We start from the raw sequence: 16,835 nt of genomic DNA on the forward strand, positions 1-16,835 counted from the left end.
CATTGAGCGAAAACATGTGTTGACTGAGCGAAACGTAAGGTCTATTGAGCGAAAACAAGGGTTCACTGAGCGAAACGAAGGGTCTATTGAGCGAAAAGTGATCATGACTGCGCGAACGTGTAATACATATAAGAACACGTACCGTAAAAACACAAAAAAAGGACTGCTCAACTCTAGAGCAGTCACTTCAAATCCATTATTTAACCAACCTAAAAGGAACACTCACAACATCATGACTGTTTTTCCCGATAAACGCCTCAAACTTACCAGCATCACTCTTAAACTCAAGGTTCTCGTGATGGTAGCGAAGCATTTCCTCTGTGATCTCGAACGTAACTTCCTCCGACGCGCCCGGCTCAAGAACAACCTTCTTATAACCTTTCAACTCTTTCACCGGACGAACAACATCACCAGCAATATCGCGAATGTATAACTGAACAAGCTCTTCACCAGCAACATCACCTGTGTTCGTTACCGTGACAGAAGCCGTAATGAATCCATCCTCCGTCAACACATCACTAGACAATTTCACATCATCATATTTAAACTCCGTATAGCTCAATCCAAATCCAAACGGGAATAGAGGCTCGTTTGGAATGTCGAGATAATGCGAGAGATAGCGCTCTTTATTGTCTGGAGTTGGCTGAGGACGACCTGTGTTGAAGTGGTTGTAATAAACAGGCACCTGTCCAACCGAGTACGGGAACGACATCGATAAGCGGCCAGACGGATTCACGTCTCCAAATAAAAGATCCGCAATTGCAGCACCCGCTTCAGTCCCAGGGTACCAAGCTTCCAGCACAGCGTCGACTTGATCTGTCACACCATGCAGGTCAAGCGGTCGGCCGTTAAACAGAACCGTCACGATCGGCTTACCTACCTTTTTCATTTCTTGGATCAATTGAAGCTGAATTTCAGGCAGACGGATATCAGCGCGACATCCCGCTTCACCGCTCATAAACGAAGCTTCTCCAAGTGCAAGCACGATCACATCTGCATCACTTGCAGCTTTAACAGCTTCAGCCAGTTGCTCAGCTGTTCCTGACTCCACTTCACAGCCTTCAGCAACTGTCAAAAGAGAAGGATCAGCTAACTTGTTTAACAGACCTGTGTCCACTTTTACGACATCATCATAGGCACCTTGCCACGACCATGGTCCCATCAGATCGCCGTTTGTCGCGAACGGGCCGATCAGTGCAATTTTTTGCGTTGGTTGAAGGGGAAGAACGTTACCTTCATTTTTTAATAAAACACAAGACTTAGCACCGAGTTCACGTGCAACTTCACGATGCTCATCACACAAAATGACTTCCTCCGCACGCTTCTCATCAGCACCGCGATATGGATCTTCAAAAAGTCCGAGCTTCTGCTTTAACGTTAAAATTCGTTCAACTGATTCATCAACAAGAGATTCAGATAACTTGCCGCTTTCCACAAGCTCCTTCACGTGGTCGATGTAGCATGTTGTCATCATCTCGATGTCAACACCAGCCGTGAGCGCTTTATATGCCGCTTTTGCTTCATCTTCAGCTACACCGTGCGGAAGCTGCTCTTTTACAGCACCCCAGTCCGAGATGATCACACCATTAAAGCCCCACTCGTCACGAAGTAGGTCGCGCATCAGCTTCTTGTTTGCCGTTGCCGGAATGCCATCTACTGTATTGAACGCCGTCATCACCATCTCACAGCCCTCATCAAGCGCCGCTTTATAAGCAGGGAGGTAAGATTCGCGAAGTTGGCGCTCAGACATGTTCACCGTATTGTAGTCGCGTCCGCCTTCAGGAGCACCGTATGCCGCAAAGTGTTTCACGCAAGCGGCAACACGGTCTTTGTCGTTCGTGAGGTCTGTTCCTTGGAAACCACGAACAAATGCACGAGCAAACTCGCTGTTTAAGAAACCATCTTCACCCGTAGATTCCATAACACGACCCCAGCGCGGGTCACGAACAAGATCGACCATTGGTGCGAACGTCACGTGAACACCAGAAACGGAAGCTTCTTTTGCAGCGATCTCCGCACTTTTTTCAGCAAGATCCATATCCCACGAACAGCCGATCGCGAGAGGTACAGGAAAGATCGTCTTAAAACCATGTACGATATCAGCCATCATCAATAAAGGAATGCCATGACGGTTTTCTTTTAGATGTGCGTCTTGAATGTTTCTCGTTTCACGAGCACCTGATCCGCCAAGAACAGACCCCGTATTGCGGACCACCTCATCCGAAATCCCCATCTCCTGCATAGGACCCGTGATAAAGCCTTGATCAGATGAACCTTTAAAAAAAGGAGTAGCAAGCTGAACCAGCTGTCCGATCTTTTCTTCTAATGTCATGTCTTGAATGAGATGTTGCACGTTTTGCTTAAGCATAAAGATAGTACCTCCTATGAGAACGGTCTAGTTAATCGAAACGTTTCGATTGTTTTCTTAATAAAAATTATAAGCGCTTTCATTTTGAGAGTCAATGAAAAATCGAAACGATTCACCAAATGGTAAAAGGGGCACCTCTTCATGATAAAAAAACAAAAACCCGGTCTCGATGCCGGGTTTCTCATTTTACTAATTCATTTAGTTTAGCATTGCGTTCTTCTCTTTCCGTTTCATCCGCAAGATCATACTTCTTCAAAAGATGAAAGACTTCATTTAAGTATGCTTGATCAGCGTCAGTAGATAAAGAATCGCCAACCTCCATCACCAGTTCACGCGGCATAAAAGCAGATTGTTCTGCAAGCTTTTGCTGCACATCTTTGAGCGGGTGGTCGATCGTACATTTGCCCATTTCAATCCGATCTCCTTTCAATTCTTTGTTTACTATTGAGAAAATCGTATCATATTTAGCTATACGATTGGAAGAATAGTGTCCTTCATGGGATTCATGTTACGCTATTAAGGTAATAAAAATAATGGAGGTGTCGTTAAACATGCGTTTAAAAGGTAAAAAAGTAATCAGCCTCGTGCATCATGATTTTGAAGATCTAGAGTTATGGTACCCGATATTGCGTTTGCGTGAAGAAGGAGCAGTGGTTGAACTTGCCGGTGAGAAGGCAGGCGAAACATACATCGGAAAATATGGTGTTCCAGCGGATGCGGATTTTGCTTTTGGTGATGTCGATGCAAACGAGTACGATGCGATTTTAGTTCCTGGCGGATGGGCGCCTGACAAGCTCCGCCGGTTTCCTGAAGTGATTGAGATGGTTCAGCACATGGAGGAGCAGCAAAAGCCGATTGGCCAAATCTGTCATGCAGGCTGGGTTCTCGTGTCAGCAAAAGTTTTACAAGGTAAAAAAGTAACAAGCACGCCAGGCATCAAGGATGATATGGAGAACGCTGGTGCTGAATGGATCGACGAACCGGTTGTCGTAGACGGACATCTCGTATCAAGCCGCCGTCCGCCTGATTTGCCGGATTATATGAGAGAGTTTGTTGAAGTTTTATATAAGAAATAATCAAATAAAACTGACTGATTAGTAGAGGTTTTATAAAGCTGCTAAAAGTCAGTTTTTTTATTTCGTAAAAAAGTATTGAAAAGTCAGAATATTTTGTATACATTTAATATGCAGACTGTCGACAGGCGACATGAATACTTCCACTAAACCGAATGGTCTGCACAAATCCCTCCACCAAAAAGCATATTTCAATCTCAACTCAACAAAATTTTTATAAAAAAACAGATTCACTTATTCCTTATTAACAACAGATAGGAGACTGATCTTCAAATGAATCAGGGAATGCTGCAAAAAGCAATACCTTATTATGAACAAGTACAACAAACCTTAAAAGAGCGAATCTTCAATGGGATTTATGAACCGGGGGATCGGTTATATGAGGTTCAGATTGCTAGAGAATTTGCTATCAGCCGCAGTCCGGTCAGGGAAGCTATTAGAGCCTTGATTAATGAGGGTTTGTTGATTATGGATGATAAGTCTCAAATCTATGTTTATGAACCTTCTTTAAAGGATGTATATGAAATCTACGAATGCCGAGTAGCTCTTGAATCTACTGCTGTTACATTAGTGGCTCAAAAAGCTAGTGAAGATCAAATTTTACAGCTCGAGAAAACGTTATCTGATTCTGCTTCTGCAATTAAAAAAGGCGAGAAGGAAGAGATGGCATGTTTAAACGCAAAATTTCATGAGCTCATTATTGATTTTAGTGACAATATGAGGTTGAAAAAGCTTGTAAATGAACTTAAATCACTTACAAACTATTATCGATTTTTAAACTTGGAAGGAGAGGATCGGCCAAACGTTATATATAAGGGGCATTTTGATATTTTTCAAGCGATAATAGAAAGAAATCCTGAAAAAGCATCTCAGAAATTAAAAGAACATACGCATGATGACCTTGAAAATTTGGTAAACCTATTAAACCATAAAAGGGAGAGATAATCTTGCGAGTCGTTCATGTTAAAGAACTGACGGAAACTGTAGCAAAACTTTGCTGGGAAGCGTGTTATTATTTGCCGGATGATGTATTAAATGGGTTTAAAAAAGCAGAACGAACAGAGGCATCTCCAATTGGAAGGTCCATTTTGCAGCAGTTAGTTGAGAATGCAGAGGAAGCGAAGGCGAACCATATGCCTTATTGCCACGACACGGGAATGGCAGTTGTATTTGTGGAATTAGGTCAAGACGTACATGTCACGGGAGGTGACCTAATGGACTCTATTCAGGAAGGAGTGCGGACCGGATATCGAGAGGGCTACCTTCGAAAATCGGTTGTCGGTGATCCACTTTTACGTATTAATACGAATGATAACACACCAGCCGTTGTACATACGGATATCGTTCCTGGCGATTCTGTGAAAATCACTGTGTTGCCTAAAGGCGGAGGAAGTGAAAATATGAGTGCCATGAAGTTTTTGCTGCCGGGAGAAGGTGCTGAGGGAGTTAAAAACTTCGTCTTGCAAACGATCAAGGAAGCAGGAGGGAAGGCGTGCCCGCCAATTGTAGTCGGTATCGGAATTGGTGGTAGTTTTGATAAAGTAACATCACTAGCGAAACATGCTGTTTTGAGAGAAATTGGTGTGCATCATCCAGACCCGCATATTGCGGAATTGGAAAAAGAGCTTTTAGAAGAAATCAATCATACAGGGATTGGACCACAAGGGCTTGGAGGAACGAACACAGCGATGTGGGTTCCTATCGAAACATTCGCATGCCATATTACAGCACTACCGGTTGCTGTAAATATCCAATGTCATGCTGCTCGTAAAAAAACGGCAGTGATTTGAGGAGGAAGTGAAAAATGGCTGAATATCGATTAAAGACTCCATTATATGATGAGGACATTCAAAACCTGAAAGTTGGTGACAGTGTACTTCTAACAGGCAGGATTTATATGGCCAGAGATGCCGCACATAAACGAATGATAGAGCTTCTTGATAAAAACGAATCATTACCTGTGGACTTAAAAGGTGAGATTATTTTCTATGCAGGTCCATGCCCTCCTAAGCCTGGTCAGGTTATAGGCCCTGTAGCTCCAACAACTGCATTTAGAATGGATCCATATGCGCCTGCTATGTATAAATATGGTGTAATAGGAACGATTGGTAAAGGACCAAGAAGGCAGATGGTGAAAGATGCTTGCAAAGAGTACAATGCGATTTCTTTTGCAGCCATCGGTGGATTATCTACAATTTTAAGCAGAAAAGTAAAGTCCGAAGAAGTCGTAGCATATGAAGATCTTGGACCTGAGGCAATCAGAAAGTTAGAGGTAGAAGACTTTCCTGTCTTAGTGGCATATGATGCACATGGACAAGATCTGTATGAACAAGAAATTGCGAAATACGAAAACTATAATAAACAATCCAAAGAAGGAGCTGTAAATTATGAAAACGTATGATATCGCAGTAATACCGGGAGATGGGATCGGTAAGGAAGTCGTTCCTGTATCATTAAAAGTATTGGATACAATCGCTGAGATTCACGGTGGTTTGAAGTTCAACTATACGGAGTTTCCATGGAGTTGTGATTATTACTTAGAGCATGGCAAAATGATGCCTGAAGATGGTATTCAGACCCTTAGCAATTTTAATGGAATTTTCCTCGGTGCAATTGGAAATCCAAATGTTGTTGCTGATCATATCTCATTATGGGGACTATTAATAAAAATCAGAAGATCTTTTGAGCAATCTATTAATATACGGCCAGCGAAATACTTTAAAGGATTACGTTCACCTTTAGTAAACCCAAACGATTTTGATCTGATTGTAGTCAGAGAGAACAGTGAAGGAGAATACAGTGAGGTCGGAGGCAGAATCCATAAAGGTGAAGATGAAATTGCGATTCAGAACGCTGTATTTACCAAAAAGGGAACAGAGCGTGCGATGAAATATGCATTTGAATTAGCGCTGCAGCGAAGAGGACATGTAACATCCGCAACAAAATCTAATGGAATCTTTCATTCGATGCCGTTTTGGGATGATGTATTTAATGAAACCAAACAAAAATATTCCGATGTTCAGACGTCTTCCTATCATATTGATGCTTTAGCAGCCTTTTTTGTGACCCGCCCTGAAATCTTTGATGTTATCGTAGCAAGTAACTTATTTGGTGACATACTCACGGATATTGGTGGAGCGATCATGGGAAGCATTGGGATTGCACCAGCGGCCAACATCAATCTGAATGGAAAATACCCATCTATGTTTGAACCTGTACACGGATCTGCTCCGGATATATATGGTCAAGGGATTGCGAATCCAATTGGACAGATATGGACAGCGAAAATGATGCTCGACCATTTTAGAGAAGCAGAACTGGGTAAAAAATTATTAGATGTCGTAGAAGACGTTACCAATGATGGATTCAAAACCCCTGATATTGGCGGAAAAATGTCTACAATAGAAGTGGCTGATGAAATATGCAGTCGTTTGCAAAAAACATATTCACTTTCTTAAGCATAAAGGAAAAATGGCTCTGCTTGTCGTTGTACAACGATAACAGAGCCGTTATTTTATTTATTGTCATCAAAAAAGAACTGACCTCATCCATGGCCAGTTCTTTTAACGTATTACTTACTCTTACTTTCAGCATCTTTGATAATGTCTGCGCCGATCTTTTCAGCCCATTCACTATAGACAGGTTCAAGGTGCTTCTTAAATGCGTCGATTTCACTTTCAGAGAGTTCGTGAATTTCAACTTGTCCGCGATCTTTTAGCGTTTTTAATGCCTCATCATTTAAATCAGCGGCAGAATCTCTTGCTACTTTTGTTGCTTCTTCTACCCCTTTTTCAATAATTTTTCTTGTTTCATCATTTAAGCCATCCCAGAACTTTGTGTTTGTTAGTAATGCATAATCAACACGTGTGTGGCCCATTACAGTCATATACTTTTGTACTTCATCGAATTTCTTGGATTCAATATTGCTGAACGTGTTTTCTTGCCCATCAACTGTTCCTTGCTGTAAAGCAGTATAAAGTTCCCCAAATGGAATAGAAGTTGATCCTGCACCTAAGTCACCATATAAGGCTTCAAGAAGCTGTCCACCTTGCGTACGGATTTTCATTCCGTCCAAGTCCTCTGGGGTTTTAATCGCCTTTTTCTCATTCGTGATATGTTTTGCTCCGTTCGGCCACATAGAAAGTCCAAGAACACCGTCTTTTTCTAGGCGTTTAAAGATTTCTTGCCCTTTTTCCCCGTCCCAAAATGCGTTAGCCGCCTCATCATCTTTAAATAAGAAAGGCATAGAAGGAATATTGAATCCAGGATCATTCCCTACAAGCTTTGCCATATCTGGAATAATGAATTGAACGTTATTCGCTACAAGGTTTTGATATTCATCTTTATCTCCAAATAACTGGCTGTTTGGATACACCTGCACTTTGATTTTTCCGTCTGATTCTTTTTCAATGTATTCTTTCATCGCCAATGCGCCATGTTGCTTAGGTGTGTTTTCGGCCACAACGTGTGAGATTTTTATTGTGAGTTCTTGCACACCATCAGCTTCACCACTTCCGCCTGAATCAGAATCAGCAGAACTACAAGCCGCAAGACTAAATACCAGAGCGAATGTCATTAGGGCCAGATACAATTTCTTCATTTTCTTCACGAGAATTCCCCCTTTTTAATAGATAAGAAGTTACATAACGGTAGATTTCCGTATGATCTGCAAGTGATTCCAATGCTAGACTCGCTTCCTCAAAACGTTGATGAACGACGCGTGGCAGAACGGTTTCTGCTCCATAATCTTCAAATAACCGCTTAGCCATCTCTACATCTTTTTTCATTAATTCAAGACTAAAGCCTGAATCAAACCTCTCGTTTAAAATAAAGGATGGAAATTTGTATTCTGTGGACCCGCTTCTGCCTGTGCTATGATTGAAAACCTCAATCCCCTTTTCGGGCTGCACACCGTAACGTTCCATTAGTTGTACGGCTTCACATGCAGATAGAAGGTGGGTGGCAGATAAGTAATTATTCAATGCCTTAAGTAAGTGGCCGCTTCCAAGAGGTCCAATATGAAAGACTTGTTTGCCTAACGAATGAAGCAAGCGCTTACATTTTTTGAAAACCTCTTCTTCTCCTCCTGCCATAATGGTTAAAGAGGCAGACCGAGCTTTTTGGATACCACCGCTGACAGGTGCATCCATAAAATCAATCATGCGTAATTTTAGTTTTTCGTAGTTAGTTTTTGTGTCATGAGGATACGAACTGCTCATATCAATAATGGTTAAGCGTTCTGTTTGATTGGAATGCATAGTTTCATATGTAGCTAGAATCTCTTCTATTACATGGTTGACTATTGTGGAGGAAGGAAGCATCAGTATGATGGTTTGAACAGCAGGTACCCAGTTTGAAAAATGACCGGTTTTCCCGCCAGCTTTTTGAAGCTCGCTCGCGGAGGCGGGATTCACATCGGATCCATAGACATGATAACCGCTGTTCAATAGATTCATAGCCATTGGAAGACCCATTTTACCTAAACCGATAAAACCGATGTTTTCATTGTTTTCATTCATGAGGGAAACACACCCTCTAGTTCTTTATGCAGCGAGCCAATGCGCGGGTGTGCCCGGCCGCTTGAAGTGACAACTGCAGCTATGACAATTTCGTCATTTCTTGGAGCGTCAGGGATTCTTACTTCAAAGGTCATATGATGGCTTCTAATTTTCGGATCCATCTTATGCTTGATAGCTAAGTCTAGACTGCTTCCTGCTGCACCTCTTTTTTCTGCCGATGGAAGCAAAGTTTCTGCTTGGTCACATTGGGAACGAAACGGGTTGCCAAAGGTAAGAGTATGAATAATGGCAGAGCCATGTTCAATTTCTCCGTCGAGGCCTACTAAAGCTCCCTTACCGTATGCTTCGACTTCCTGACCTGAAATTCCTAAGGCTGCTATTGCCTTTTGTGGTAATATCTCGCCAAGTTTTTCAGAATAAGTTTTAATGAGAGGCAGTAGATCCTCTACATATTTCCCTGCATAAGGATTTTTAATAACAGCTAAAGCGGCAGCAATACGTACTGGTTTAGCAGATTTCTTAAATCCTTCAATAAATGTTTCTTCACAGATCGTTACGACTTTTCTAATCTCAAGTTCCATCGTTTCACCTCCTTTAATTTTTGGATCTTGGATACAATTTAAAAAAACAGATGTCCTAATCTTTAGATGTTAAAAAGAGTATAACAAAACTATAAAGTATTGTGAATACTTAAAAAATTAATAAAAATAAAAATTTTCTGTTTTCTTTTATGATTACATTTAGTATATTGGAAATTAAGTATAAAACTAAGATTGGATACAATCCATCAAAAAGGAGTTGAATGGAATGAAACTCTTTAAATGGCTTGATCGCATCGAAGAAATACTAGCAGGGACGCTGTTTATTGGAGGGGTACTGGTAAGTTTGTATGGAGTATTCACAAGGTATGTGTTAAATGCACCTCAAGCTTGGATTACGGAAATTTTTGAGTTTTTACTTGTTTGGTCTATTTTTATCGGGTTCGGTATGGCTTTAAAAGACAATAGACATATCCAAGTAGAATTAGTATTCGATATGTTATCCACCACTTTTAAGAAAACCTTAGCTGCAATAAGTAATATAATAGGTGGTATCTACTCCTTCTATTTAACTTTTTCATCTTTTGAATTGATAACGCTTACAAAACTACAAGGAATTAAAACAATTGATGTTGGTATTCCGTTATGGATAACTTATTTAATATTACCTATTGGTATGGGACTGCTGGGTATTTATTTCTTCGTTAAAGCAGCTAAAGCAATCCGCGGGGACAAGAGTGAAATTACAGGCGAACTTGAAGTCATGTATGAGACCTTAATAAAAAATGATGAGTTAGAAACTGAAACTAAAAAGAAAGGGGTAGGAGCATGAGTCCTGTACTAGTATTATTTTTATTGTTTGCCTTTCTTTGCTTAATCAGGGTCCCTATTGCGATCTCTTTAGGTTTATCGAGTGTAATCGCTCTTTCTATGATTGATTTTACCCTCTATACAGTTATCCAAAAAATGTTTAACTCACTGAATTCTGCCACGCTTATGGCGATTCCTGGATTCGTTTTTGCCGGGATTATCATGTCAAAAGGCGGGATATCTAAATACTTAATCGAATCATTGAGATCATGGGTTGGTCATATTTCAGGCGGCCTAGCTGTTGTAACCATTCTTTCATGTATGATATTTGCGGCTATTTCCGGTTCGAGTCCGGCAACTGCAGCTGCTATAGGGAGCATTATGATTCCAGGTATGGTACAAGCAGGATATGATAAAAAGTATGCAATGGGTTTGGTGGCAGCATCAGGAACACTAGGAATCTTAATTCCTCCCTCAATACCTCTTATCATCTATGCCTCAGTAGCAGAAGAATCAGTAGGTAAGCTATTTGCTGCTGGAGTAATTCCTGGATTGCTGCTAGGTGGGATTCTTCTCGTTTCTGCGATTATTCACGCAAGAATAAAGAAATATGGAAAATTACCGAAAGAGAGTATGGAACAGCGTGTAAAAAAGACATTAAAGGCCATACCTGGTTTTTTGCTTCCAATTATCATTCTTGGCGGGATTTATTCTGGTATCGTAACGCCTACAGAAGCAGCATTTCTTGCTTGTCTATATGGCGTGGTCGTATCTGTATTTATTTACAAAGAACTATCATTCCCCGTATTTAGAGAAGTACTGAAGGAATCTATTAATATTACATCTATGATATTCCTAGTTATCGCATCTGCAATGATCTTTGGAATGTTTCTTACTACAGAACAAGTTCCTCAAGCTTTCGCACAATGGATTGAAGAAAGTACGACGAATAAGTGGATCTTCATGCTTGGTGTGAACTTCATGTTCTTTATCATGGGAATGTTCTTAGAGGCCGTGGCTATTATCTTGATCACACTGCCAATCTTATTACCTGTATTGGTGATGTTTGATATTAACGTCATTCATTTTGCGATCATTATGACGATTAATATGGAATTAGCAATGATCACTCCGCCGGTAGGGCTGAATCTATTTGTGGTAAGCGGTATATCCAGAGAAAAAGTAGGCGCTGTCGTAAAGGGAGTTATGCCATTCTTTGCACTGATGATCTTAGCTTTAATCCTAGTTGTCATTTTCCCGCAACTTTCCTTATATCTAGCAAAATAAAAAACTACAAAATCAGCACAGAACTTGAGAGGTACAAAAATGAAACAATCTATTGATTTTACAACATTGCAGGAAAAAGTAACTGCGACAATAAGAGAAGCCATCTTCACTCAAACATTTAAGCCTGGTGAACGACTCATTCAAGATGAACTTGCAGCAAAACTGGGTGTAAGCAGAATGCCTATACGAGAAGCATTGCGTTGCCTCGAGAGAGAAGGGTTAGTTGAGGTGCTTCCTCATAAAGGTGCTCAAGTAATTGGGATTTCCAAAGAGGATATTGAAGAGCTCTATTATCTTCGTTCCTTTCTTGAAGGAGTGACGGTTCAGAAATCGATGAATTTCCTTACATCAGGTGACAGGGAAGAATTGCAGCACCTTGTAGAAAAAATGGATCAAGATATCCGCAATAACAATCTCGATCTATTCGTTACTCACAATCAGGAGTTTCATACTTTACTGCAAAAAGGGTGCAGCTGGAAAAAAGTGAAGATGCTTAATAAGCAATTTATTGAAGGATACCCAGCGCATGTTCCAAGTTTAATTCCTCATTCTATGCAGGTTTCGAATGAAGAACATAAAGCGATGCTGGAAGCCCTTGACCAAAAAGATCCTGTAAAATTACGTCAACTTGTTGAACTTCATATTATGAGAGCTGGAGAAAAGCTTACTCAATTAATTGAGTAAGTTCGTTCTTCGCTTAAAATTGGATCCAATATCCTTAAAACGGAGGTTCTTTATATGAATACTCATTTTCGATCTTATTTATTTGTACCCGCTGCCTCAATAAAAATTATGGATAAGGCACTAAACAGCGAGGCGGATAGCATAATTGTTGATTTTGAAGATGCTGTAGCACTTGCTGAAAAAGAAGCCTCAAGAGAAAGAGCCAAAAGCCATCTGCTTAGCAGACAAAACGAAAAAACAGTCTTTATTAGAATCAATGACATTACAACACCTTTTTGGAAAGAAGATTTAGAAGCTGCCATTTTAGCTGGGGTTTCAGGCGTGATCGTTCCTAAAGCAGAAAATGCAGGGAATATGCAGGTAATATGCCAAACAGCACTTTATTATTTAAACAAAGTGAACCGCACCCCTGATTCGTTTGAAGTATTGGCATTGATCGAAACAGCGCGTGGTGTGCATTTTGCCTATGAAATTGCTTCTTCCCATTACCTAGTGAAACGTCTCGTTTTTGGTTCCATTGATTATTCTCTCGATGTGAATTGTGAATTAACTCCTCATGGAACGGAGCTGCTATTTGCTAGATCCCAGATTGTTAATGCTTCAAAAGCTGCCGGTATCGATAGCCCTGTTGATGCCGTTTATCCTGATTTTCAAAATGAACACGGATTGAAAAATGAGGCGGAACGCGCAAAATCTCTCGGATTCACCGCAAAACTCGCTATTCACCCTAAACAAATTCCTATCATCCATGACACCTACACACCTACACAACAAGAAGTTGAATCGGCACTTGAAATCGTAAAAGCATTTGAAGAAGCAGAACAGCAAAATATCGCTTCTATTTCAGTTGGAGGAAAGCTTGTTGATTATCCCGTTTATAAAAAAGCAAAAGCCCAACTGCAATTCCTGAATAGGGAAGGAGAGCAAAAAGTATGGTAACAAAATCGTTAGTCACTCAAATTATTGAAACACGGTATGAAGATATAAGTGAGAATGCTCTTTATGAAGCAAAGCGCAGTCTGTTAAATTGGCTTGGTGTCGCCATTGGAGCTGCAAATCATGAATCCATGGACAAACTTTTTGCCGTCGCTAAACGGATGGGCAGTCAACCCCAAGCCACAGTTTTTGGCAGAGAAGAAAAAACAGATCTCCTATTTGCATCATTATTAAACGGTATGTCCTCTCATGTATACGATTTTGATGATACGCTGCTTGATACAGTCCTACATCCTTCAGCTCCTGTATTTCCAGCTATTCTGGCTGTGGCTGAAAACAAAGGGAAAAGCGGAAAAGATGTGCTTGAAGCTTTTGTAATTGGATGTGAGGTAGAAGCCCGGCTTGCACTAGCCGTTTATCCATCCCACTATTGGAGAGGCTGGCACATTACAGGAAGTGTCGGCGGGATTGGAGCAGCTGTGGCGGTCAGTAAATTATTAGATCTGGATCATGAAAAAACGTCTTTTGCGATCGGGATTGCTGCAACTGAGCCTGTAGGTTTAAGAGAAATGTTCGGAACGATGACTAAACCATTTCATCCTGGAAAAGCGGCGATGAACGGCTTGCTGGCAGCACTTATGGCTGAGCAGGGGTTCACAAGTTCTCATCAATCCTTAGAAGCAGAACGTGGATTCGTAAACGTTCTTTCAGAGGAAAACAAACTGGACATTCTGACGGAAAAATGGAATGAAAAATGGGAAGTAGAAAAGAACAGTTATAAACCATTTGCAAGTGGAATCGTCACACACCCAGCAATTGATGCGATTATCTCCTTACAATCTAGATTTCAATTTAAACACGATCAAGTTGTCTCGATTCACATTATAGGACATCCTCTTGTAAAAGAACTGACAGGCAAACAAGTTCTTAATACCGGACTGGAAGGTAAGTTCAGCGTCTTTCACTGTGTAGCTGCAGCATTTATTTACGGAAAAGCAGGTGTTGATCAGTTTACCGATGAGTGTGTTAATAATGAAACAATAAAGAATTTACGTAAAAAGATCACATTAGAAGTGGACGAAAAGAAAAAAGAAGATCAAGTGGAATTAATTATTAAACTAGCAGATGGCAGAGAATTTACTGAATTTGTAGAACATGCTATCGGAAGTGCGGATAAACCGATGACGAATGACCAGCTCATCGATAAATTTCTTGATGTTACAGGAGACATAATTAGTTCTGATGCAAAAAGAGAACTGGTGGATCTAATCTATAAGATAGAGGAACTGGAGAATCTAACTCCTTTCTTTGAATTGTGCCAGCCTGCAAAGTCGTTAAATAAGCATTAAACATATAAATTGTGTTCTCTTTGATGAGTTGAAAGGAGAGTACGTATGAGTTCTCCAAAGCCTCGAGCAAATATAGAACCTGTAACGGGCTCATCTGCTGTAACGAAAAATCATATTAAAAAAACACTTGTATTAATTCTGGGTGTAGCTCTTGCAGCTATTGTTTATAAAATTTTGCCGGCAGAATATGCTGAACCCGCGAGGATTATGCTGGCTTTTCTGGTACTTAGCGTTTTTTACTGGACGTTCGAACCGGTTCCTTTAGGTTTAACTGCCCTGCTGCTGCTCGTATTGATGCTGGTATTTCACGTTGTTTCAACTGATATTGTTTACAGCGGCTTCTCCTCTCCTGCTGTCTTTTTAATAATAGGTGGCATGATGCTAGCAAAAGGAGTGAATGATACGCCGCTTGCCAGGCGTGTTGCTTACATTTTTTTGGCCAAGTGGGGAGGAAGCGCAAAAGGGTTATTAGCAAGTATTATGATCATCCCGCAGATTCAATCTTTCTTTATTCCAGCCGCTGCGGTAAGAACGACATTGCTTCTGCCTGTGGCCCTCATGTCGCTCGATACGATTGGGGAAAGAGGGAATGGGAATCTTAAAAAAATGATCCTTTTAGGCGTTGCATTTGGAGGAACGATCAGTGGTACTGCAGTAATGACGGCGGCGATTGGCAATATATTAACCGTTGAATTATTAAAAGAGTTTGTTGGTATAAAAATCACGTATCTTCAGTGGTTTCTATATACGTTTCCGCTGTGGCTTGCGCTCATTCCTGTTGCCTGGTTGTTACTTATAAAGAAATTCCCTTTAACTGACAAGGAAAAAGAATTTCCTCATTTAAAAGCTGAGATGGGAAAAAAACTGGAGAACTTAGGGAAGATGAACAGTCAGGAAAAAAGGTGCTTAGTCATACTGATTTCCATCGTCAGTTTGTGGTTAACAGAGCCCTTTCATGGACTACATCCCAGTGTACCCGCATTAATTGGTGTTATCTTGATGGCTCTTCCTATTATTGGGTGCACTACATGGAATAACCTGATAAAAATCAATTTTGACACGGTTCTCTTGATGGGAGTTACCTTATCACTTGGGTATGCTTTTAATGAATCAGGTGCCGCCAAGCTTGTCGGGGAAAGCTTAAGTGCTGGATGGATCATCGAGCTTCTGAGATCTCCGTTAATAGCGGTAGCCATCGTATTAATCATTACACACATCTTGCATCTGGCTGTAGCCAATGTATCAACTGCAGTCGTTACGCTAATCCCTATTTTTATTGGACTTGCTGCCAAAGCAGGAGCGGACCCGGCATTAATCTGTATTACCGCTTCATTAGCTTGCTTGCATGGCTATATTCTTGTTGTTGAAGCAACTCCTAATATCATTGTCCATAGCTCAGGTGAAATCGAACAAAAGGAATTTTTGATTCCCGGAGTCATTCTTACACTCATTATGAGTATTTTTACTATTTTTTTAGCGGCAACTTGGTGGAAGTGGATAGGTTTTCTGTAAAAAGAAGTCTGAATATTATAGACATTTTATTTTGGATCCTGTATCCTAAATACAAATTAGAAACAAAGGAAGGTACTATACAGAATGCCGCCAAAGTATGATTTACGGATTGAAAATAGAGATACTCTTCACTTAAAAGTATCAAATGTGATAAGAGAAGCCATTATTAGAGGTGACTTTAAGCCAGGAGAACGTTTAAAGCAATCTGAACTCGCGGATACGCTAGGCGTAAGCCGAATGCCGGTCAGAGAAGCATTTCGAAAACTGGAATCTGAGGGACTTATCGAGCTGGAGCCACATAAGGGAGCTATCGTAAAATCAATTCAAGTCAATGATATTGAAGAGATCTACACATTACGAGCAGAGCTTGAAAAGATGGCCGTCTATCAAAGTATTGATTATTTTTCAGAATCAGATTTGAAAGAATTAAATGAATTAGTGAACAACATGGATGCTGCAGAAGATGTTGAGGACTTTGTTTTGTATAACATTGAATTTCACAAACTCTTAATCAAGCGGTGCAATTGGAACAGACTAAACACGTTTATCAGCACATTATGGAGCGGTTTTCCTCAGCAGACTCCGCATCTGATTAAAGGGCAGACGAAAACATCTAACAAAGAACATCGTCAAATCGTAGAGGCTATCATGAAGAAGGATAAGGTGAAAGCTGGCGATCTCGTTTCGGACCATATTTTACGTACAGGACAACTATTAATAAAAAGCTTAAAAGTTGATGCGCGAAAATAGCGCGTTTC

The 16,835-nt window shown here is 40.6% G+C and carries 17 protein-coding genes; 12 read left to right on the plus strand and 5 right to left on the minus strand.

Annotated elements, in window-relative coordinates; genetic code table 11:
* Nucleotides 1-196: 196 nt before the first annotated feature.
* Both bglX and AWM68_RS18740 read right to left on the minus strand, forming a co-directional pair.
* Nucleotides 197-2,368 carry a beta-glucosidase BglX gene (gene bglX / locus AWM68_RS18735; protein ID WP_066245283.1) on the minus strand — a complete coding sequence of 724 codons (2,172 nt, stop codon included), beginning with the start codon at nucleotides 2,366-2,368 and terminating at the stop codon, nucleotides 197-199.
* A 181-nt stretch (nucleotides 2,369-2,549) separates the two neighbouring features.
* Nucleotides 2,550-2,777 carry a hypothetical protein gene (locus AWM68_RS18740; protein ID WP_066245284.1) on the minus strand — a complete coding sequence of 76 codons (228 nt, stop codon included), beginning with the start codon at nucleotides 2,775-2,777 and terminating at the stop codon, nucleotides 2,550-2,552.
* Between the two features lie 142 nt (nucleotides 2,778-2,919).
* Between AWM68_RS18740 and AWM68_RS18745 the strand changes: the two genes are divergently transcribed.
* The 5 genes from AWM68_RS18745 (at nucleotide 2,920) to AWM68_RS18765 (ending at nucleotide 6,899) form a co-directional block, all read left to right on the plus strand.
* Nucleotides 2,920-3,444, plus strand: a complete 525-nt coding sequence (locus AWM68_RS18745; protein ID WP_066245287.1) for a type 1 glutamine amidotransferase domain-containing protein — start codon at nucleotides 2,920-2,922, stop codon at nucleotides 3,442-3,444.
* A gap of 270 nt (nucleotides 3,445-3,714) precedes the next feature.
* The gene (locus tag AWM68_RS18750; protein ID WP_231868452.1) at nucleotides 3,715-4,386 is read left to right on the plus strand and encodes a GntR family transcriptional regulator; all 672 of its coding nucleotides are present in this window, start codon (nucleotides 3,715-3,717) and stop codon (nucleotides 4,384-4,386) included.
* A 2-nt stretch (nucleotides 4,387-4,388) separates the two neighbouring features.
* Nucleotides 4,389-5,231, plus strand: a complete 843-nt coding sequence (locus AWM68_RS18755; RefSeq protein ID WP_066245289.1) for a fumarate hydratase — start codon at nucleotides 4,389-4,391, stop codon at nucleotides 5,229-5,231.
* A 14-nt stretch (nucleotides 5,232-5,245) separates the two neighbouring features.
* Nucleotides 5,246-5,842, plus strand: a complete 597-nt coding sequence (locus tag AWM68_RS18760; RefSeq protein WP_066245291.1) for a FumA C-terminus/TtdB family hydratase beta subunit — start codon at nucleotides 5,246-5,248, stop codon at nucleotides 5,840-5,842.
* Entirely contained in the window at nucleotides 5,829-6,899 is a 1,071-nt protein-coding gene (locus AWM68_RS18765; protein ID WP_066245293.1) for a tartrate dehydrogenase, read from the plus strand. Before AWM68_RS18760 ends, AWM68_RS18765 begins: the two co-directional genes overlap by 14 nt.
* A 113-nt stretch (nucleotides 6,900-7,012) precedes the next feature.
* Here AWM68_RS18765 and AWM68_RS18770 read toward each other — a convergent pair whose 3' ends face one another.
* From AWM68_RS18770 to AWM68_RS18780, 3 genes are read right to left on the minus strand one after another with little or no spacing between them, the layout of a single operon-like run.
* Nucleotides 7,013-8,041: a DctP family TRAP transporter solute-binding subunit gene (locus AWM68_RS18770; protein ID WP_231868468.1), complete on the minus strand. Its 1,029-nt coding sequence runs from the start codon at nucleotides 8,039-8,041 to the stop codon at nucleotides 7,013-7,015.
* Nucleotides 7,995-8,960: an NAD(P)-dependent oxidoreductase gene (locus AWM68_RS18775; protein ID WP_066245297.1), complete on the minus strand. Its 966-nt coding sequence runs from the start codon at nucleotides 8,958-8,960 to the stop codon at nucleotides 7,995-7,997. The genes AWM68_RS18770 and AWM68_RS18775 overlap by 47 nt, the downstream gene beginning before the upstream one ends.
* Nucleotides 8,957-9,541 (minus strand): amino acid synthesis family protein, encoded by a 585-nt coding sequence (locus tag AWM68_RS18780; protein ID WP_066245300.1) that lies wholly within the window; start codon nucleotides 9,539-9,541, stop codon nucleotides 8,957-8,959. Before AWM68_RS18780 ends, AWM68_RS18775 begins: the two co-directional genes overlap by 4 nt.
* A gap of 226 nt (nucleotides 9,542-9,767) precedes the next feature.
* On the opposite strand from AWM68_RS18780, the gene AWM68_RS18785 reads away from it, so the two are divergent.
* From AWM68_RS18785 to AWM68_RS18815, 7 genes are all read left to right on the plus strand, one after another.
* Complete coding sequence (locus tag AWM68_RS18785; RefSeq protein ID WP_066245302.1) at nucleotides 9,768-10,331, plus strand: TRAP transporter small permease; 564 nt, start codon at nucleotides 9,768-9,770, stop codon at nucleotides 10,329-10,331.
* A complete protein-coding gene (locus tag AWM68_RS18790) occupies nucleotides 10,328-11,596 on the plus strand; it encodes a TRAP transporter large permease (protein ID WP_066245303.1) in 1,269 nt (422 codons plus the stop codon). Before AWM68_RS18785 ends, AWM68_RS18790 begins: the two co-directional genes overlap by 4 nt.
* Nucleotides 11,597-11,635: 39 nt before the next feature.
* Complete coding sequence (locus tag AWM68_RS18795) at nucleotides 11,636-12,280, plus strand: GntR family transcriptional regulator (protein ID WP_066245304.1); 645 nt, start codon at nucleotides 11,636-11,638, stop codon at nucleotides 12,278-12,280.
* A 54-nt stretch (nucleotides 12,281-12,334) separates the two neighbouring features.
* Complete coding sequence (locus AWM68_RS18800) at nucleotides 12,335-13,219, plus strand: HpcH/HpaI aldolase/citrate lyase family protein (protein WP_066245306.1); 885 nt, start codon at nucleotides 12,335-12,337, stop codon at nucleotides 13,217-13,219.
* Nucleotides 13,213-14,565, plus strand: coding sequence for an MmgE/PrpD family protein (locus AWM68_RS18805; RefSeq protein ID WP_066245308.1), 1,353 nt, complete (start codon nucleotides 13,213-13,215; stop codon nucleotides 14,563-14,565). The genes AWM68_RS18800 and AWM68_RS18805 overlap by 7 nt, the downstream gene beginning before the upstream one ends.
* A 45-nt stretch (nucleotides 14,566-14,610) precedes the next feature.
* Nucleotides 14,611-16,077, plus strand: coding sequence for an SLC13 family permease (locus tag AWM68_RS18810; protein WP_066245309.1), 1,467 nt, complete (start codon nucleotides 14,611-14,613; stop codon nucleotides 16,075-16,077).
* Between the two features lie 84 nt (nucleotides 16,078-16,161).
* Nucleotides 16,162-16,827 (plus strand): GntR family transcriptional regulator, encoded by a 666-nt coding sequence (locus AWM68_RS18815; RefSeq protein WP_066245311.1) that lies wholly within the window; start codon nucleotides 16,162-16,164, stop codon nucleotides 16,825-16,827.
* Nucleotides 16,828-16,835: the final 8 nt, after the last annotated feature.

Source organism: Fictibacillus phosphorivorans (assembly GCF_001619875.1).
Lineage (GTDB): Bacteria > Bacillota > Bacilli > Bacillales > Fictibacillaceae > Fictibacillus > Fictibacillus phosphorivorans_B.

Bases quoted from the DNA above. Each gene is read 5' to 3' on its own strand.
- bglX (WP_066245283.1), bottom strand. From the start codon at position 2,368: ATGCTTAAGCAAAACGTGCAACATCTCATTCAAGACATGACATTAGAA.
- AWM68_RS18740 (WP_066245284.1), bottom strand. From the start codon at position 2,777: ATGGGCAAATGTACGATCGACCACCCGCTCAAAGATGTGCAGCAAAAG.
- AWM68_RS18745 (WP_066245287.1), top strand. From the start codon at position 2,920: ATGCGTTTAAAAGGTAAAAAAGTAATCAGCCTCGTGCATCATGATTTT.
- AWM68_RS18750 (WP_231868452.1), top strand. From the start codon at position 3,715: ATGAATCAGGGAATGCTGCAAAAAGCAATACCTTATTATGAACAAGTA.
- AWM68_RS18760 (WP_066245291.1), top strand. From the start codon at position 5,246: ATGGCTGAATATCGATTAAAGACTCCATTATATGATGAGGACATTCAA.
- AWM68_RS18765 (WP_066245293.1), top strand. From the start codon at position 5,829: ATGAAAACGTATGATATCGCAGTAATACCGGGAGATGGGATCGGTAAG.
- AWM68_RS18770 (WP_231868468.1), bottom strand. From the start codon at position 8,041: ATGAAGAAATTGTATCTGGCCCTAATGACATTCGCTCTGGTATTTAGT.
- AWM68_RS18775 (WP_066245297.1), bottom strand. From the start codon at position 8,960: ATGAATGAAAACAATGAAAACATCGGTTTTATCGGTTTAGGTAAAATG.
- AWM68_RS18780 (WP_066245300.1), bottom strand. From the start codon at position 9,541: ATGGAACTTGAGATTAGAAAAGTCGTAACGATCTGTGAAGAAACATTT.
- AWM68_RS18785 (WP_066245302.1), top strand. From the start codon at position 9,768: ATGAAACTCTTTAAATGGCTTGATCGCATCGAAGAAATACTAGCAGGG.
- AWM68_RS18790 (WP_066245303.1), top strand. From the start codon at position 10,328: ATGAGTCCTGTACTAGTATTATTTTTATTGTTTGCCTTTCTTTGCTTA.
- AWM68_RS18795 (WP_066245304.1), top strand. From the start codon at position 11,636: ATGAAACAATCTATTGATTTTACAACATTGCAGGAAAAAGTAACTGCG.
- AWM68_RS18800 (WP_066245306.1), top strand. From the start codon at position 12,335: ATGAATACTCATTTTCGATCTTATTTATTTGTACCCGCTGCCTCAATA.
- AWM68_RS18805 (WP_066245308.1), top strand. From the start codon at position 13,213: ATGGTAACAAAATCGTTAGTCACTCAAATTATTGAAACACGGTATGAA.
- AWM68_RS18810 (WP_066245309.1), top strand. From the start codon at position 14,611: ATGAGTTCTCCAAAGCCTCGAGCAAATATAGAACCTGTAACGGGCTCA.
- AWM68_RS18815 (WP_066245311.1), top strand. From the start codon at position 16,162: ATGCCGCCAAAGTATGATTTACGGATTGAAAATAGAGATACTCTTCAC.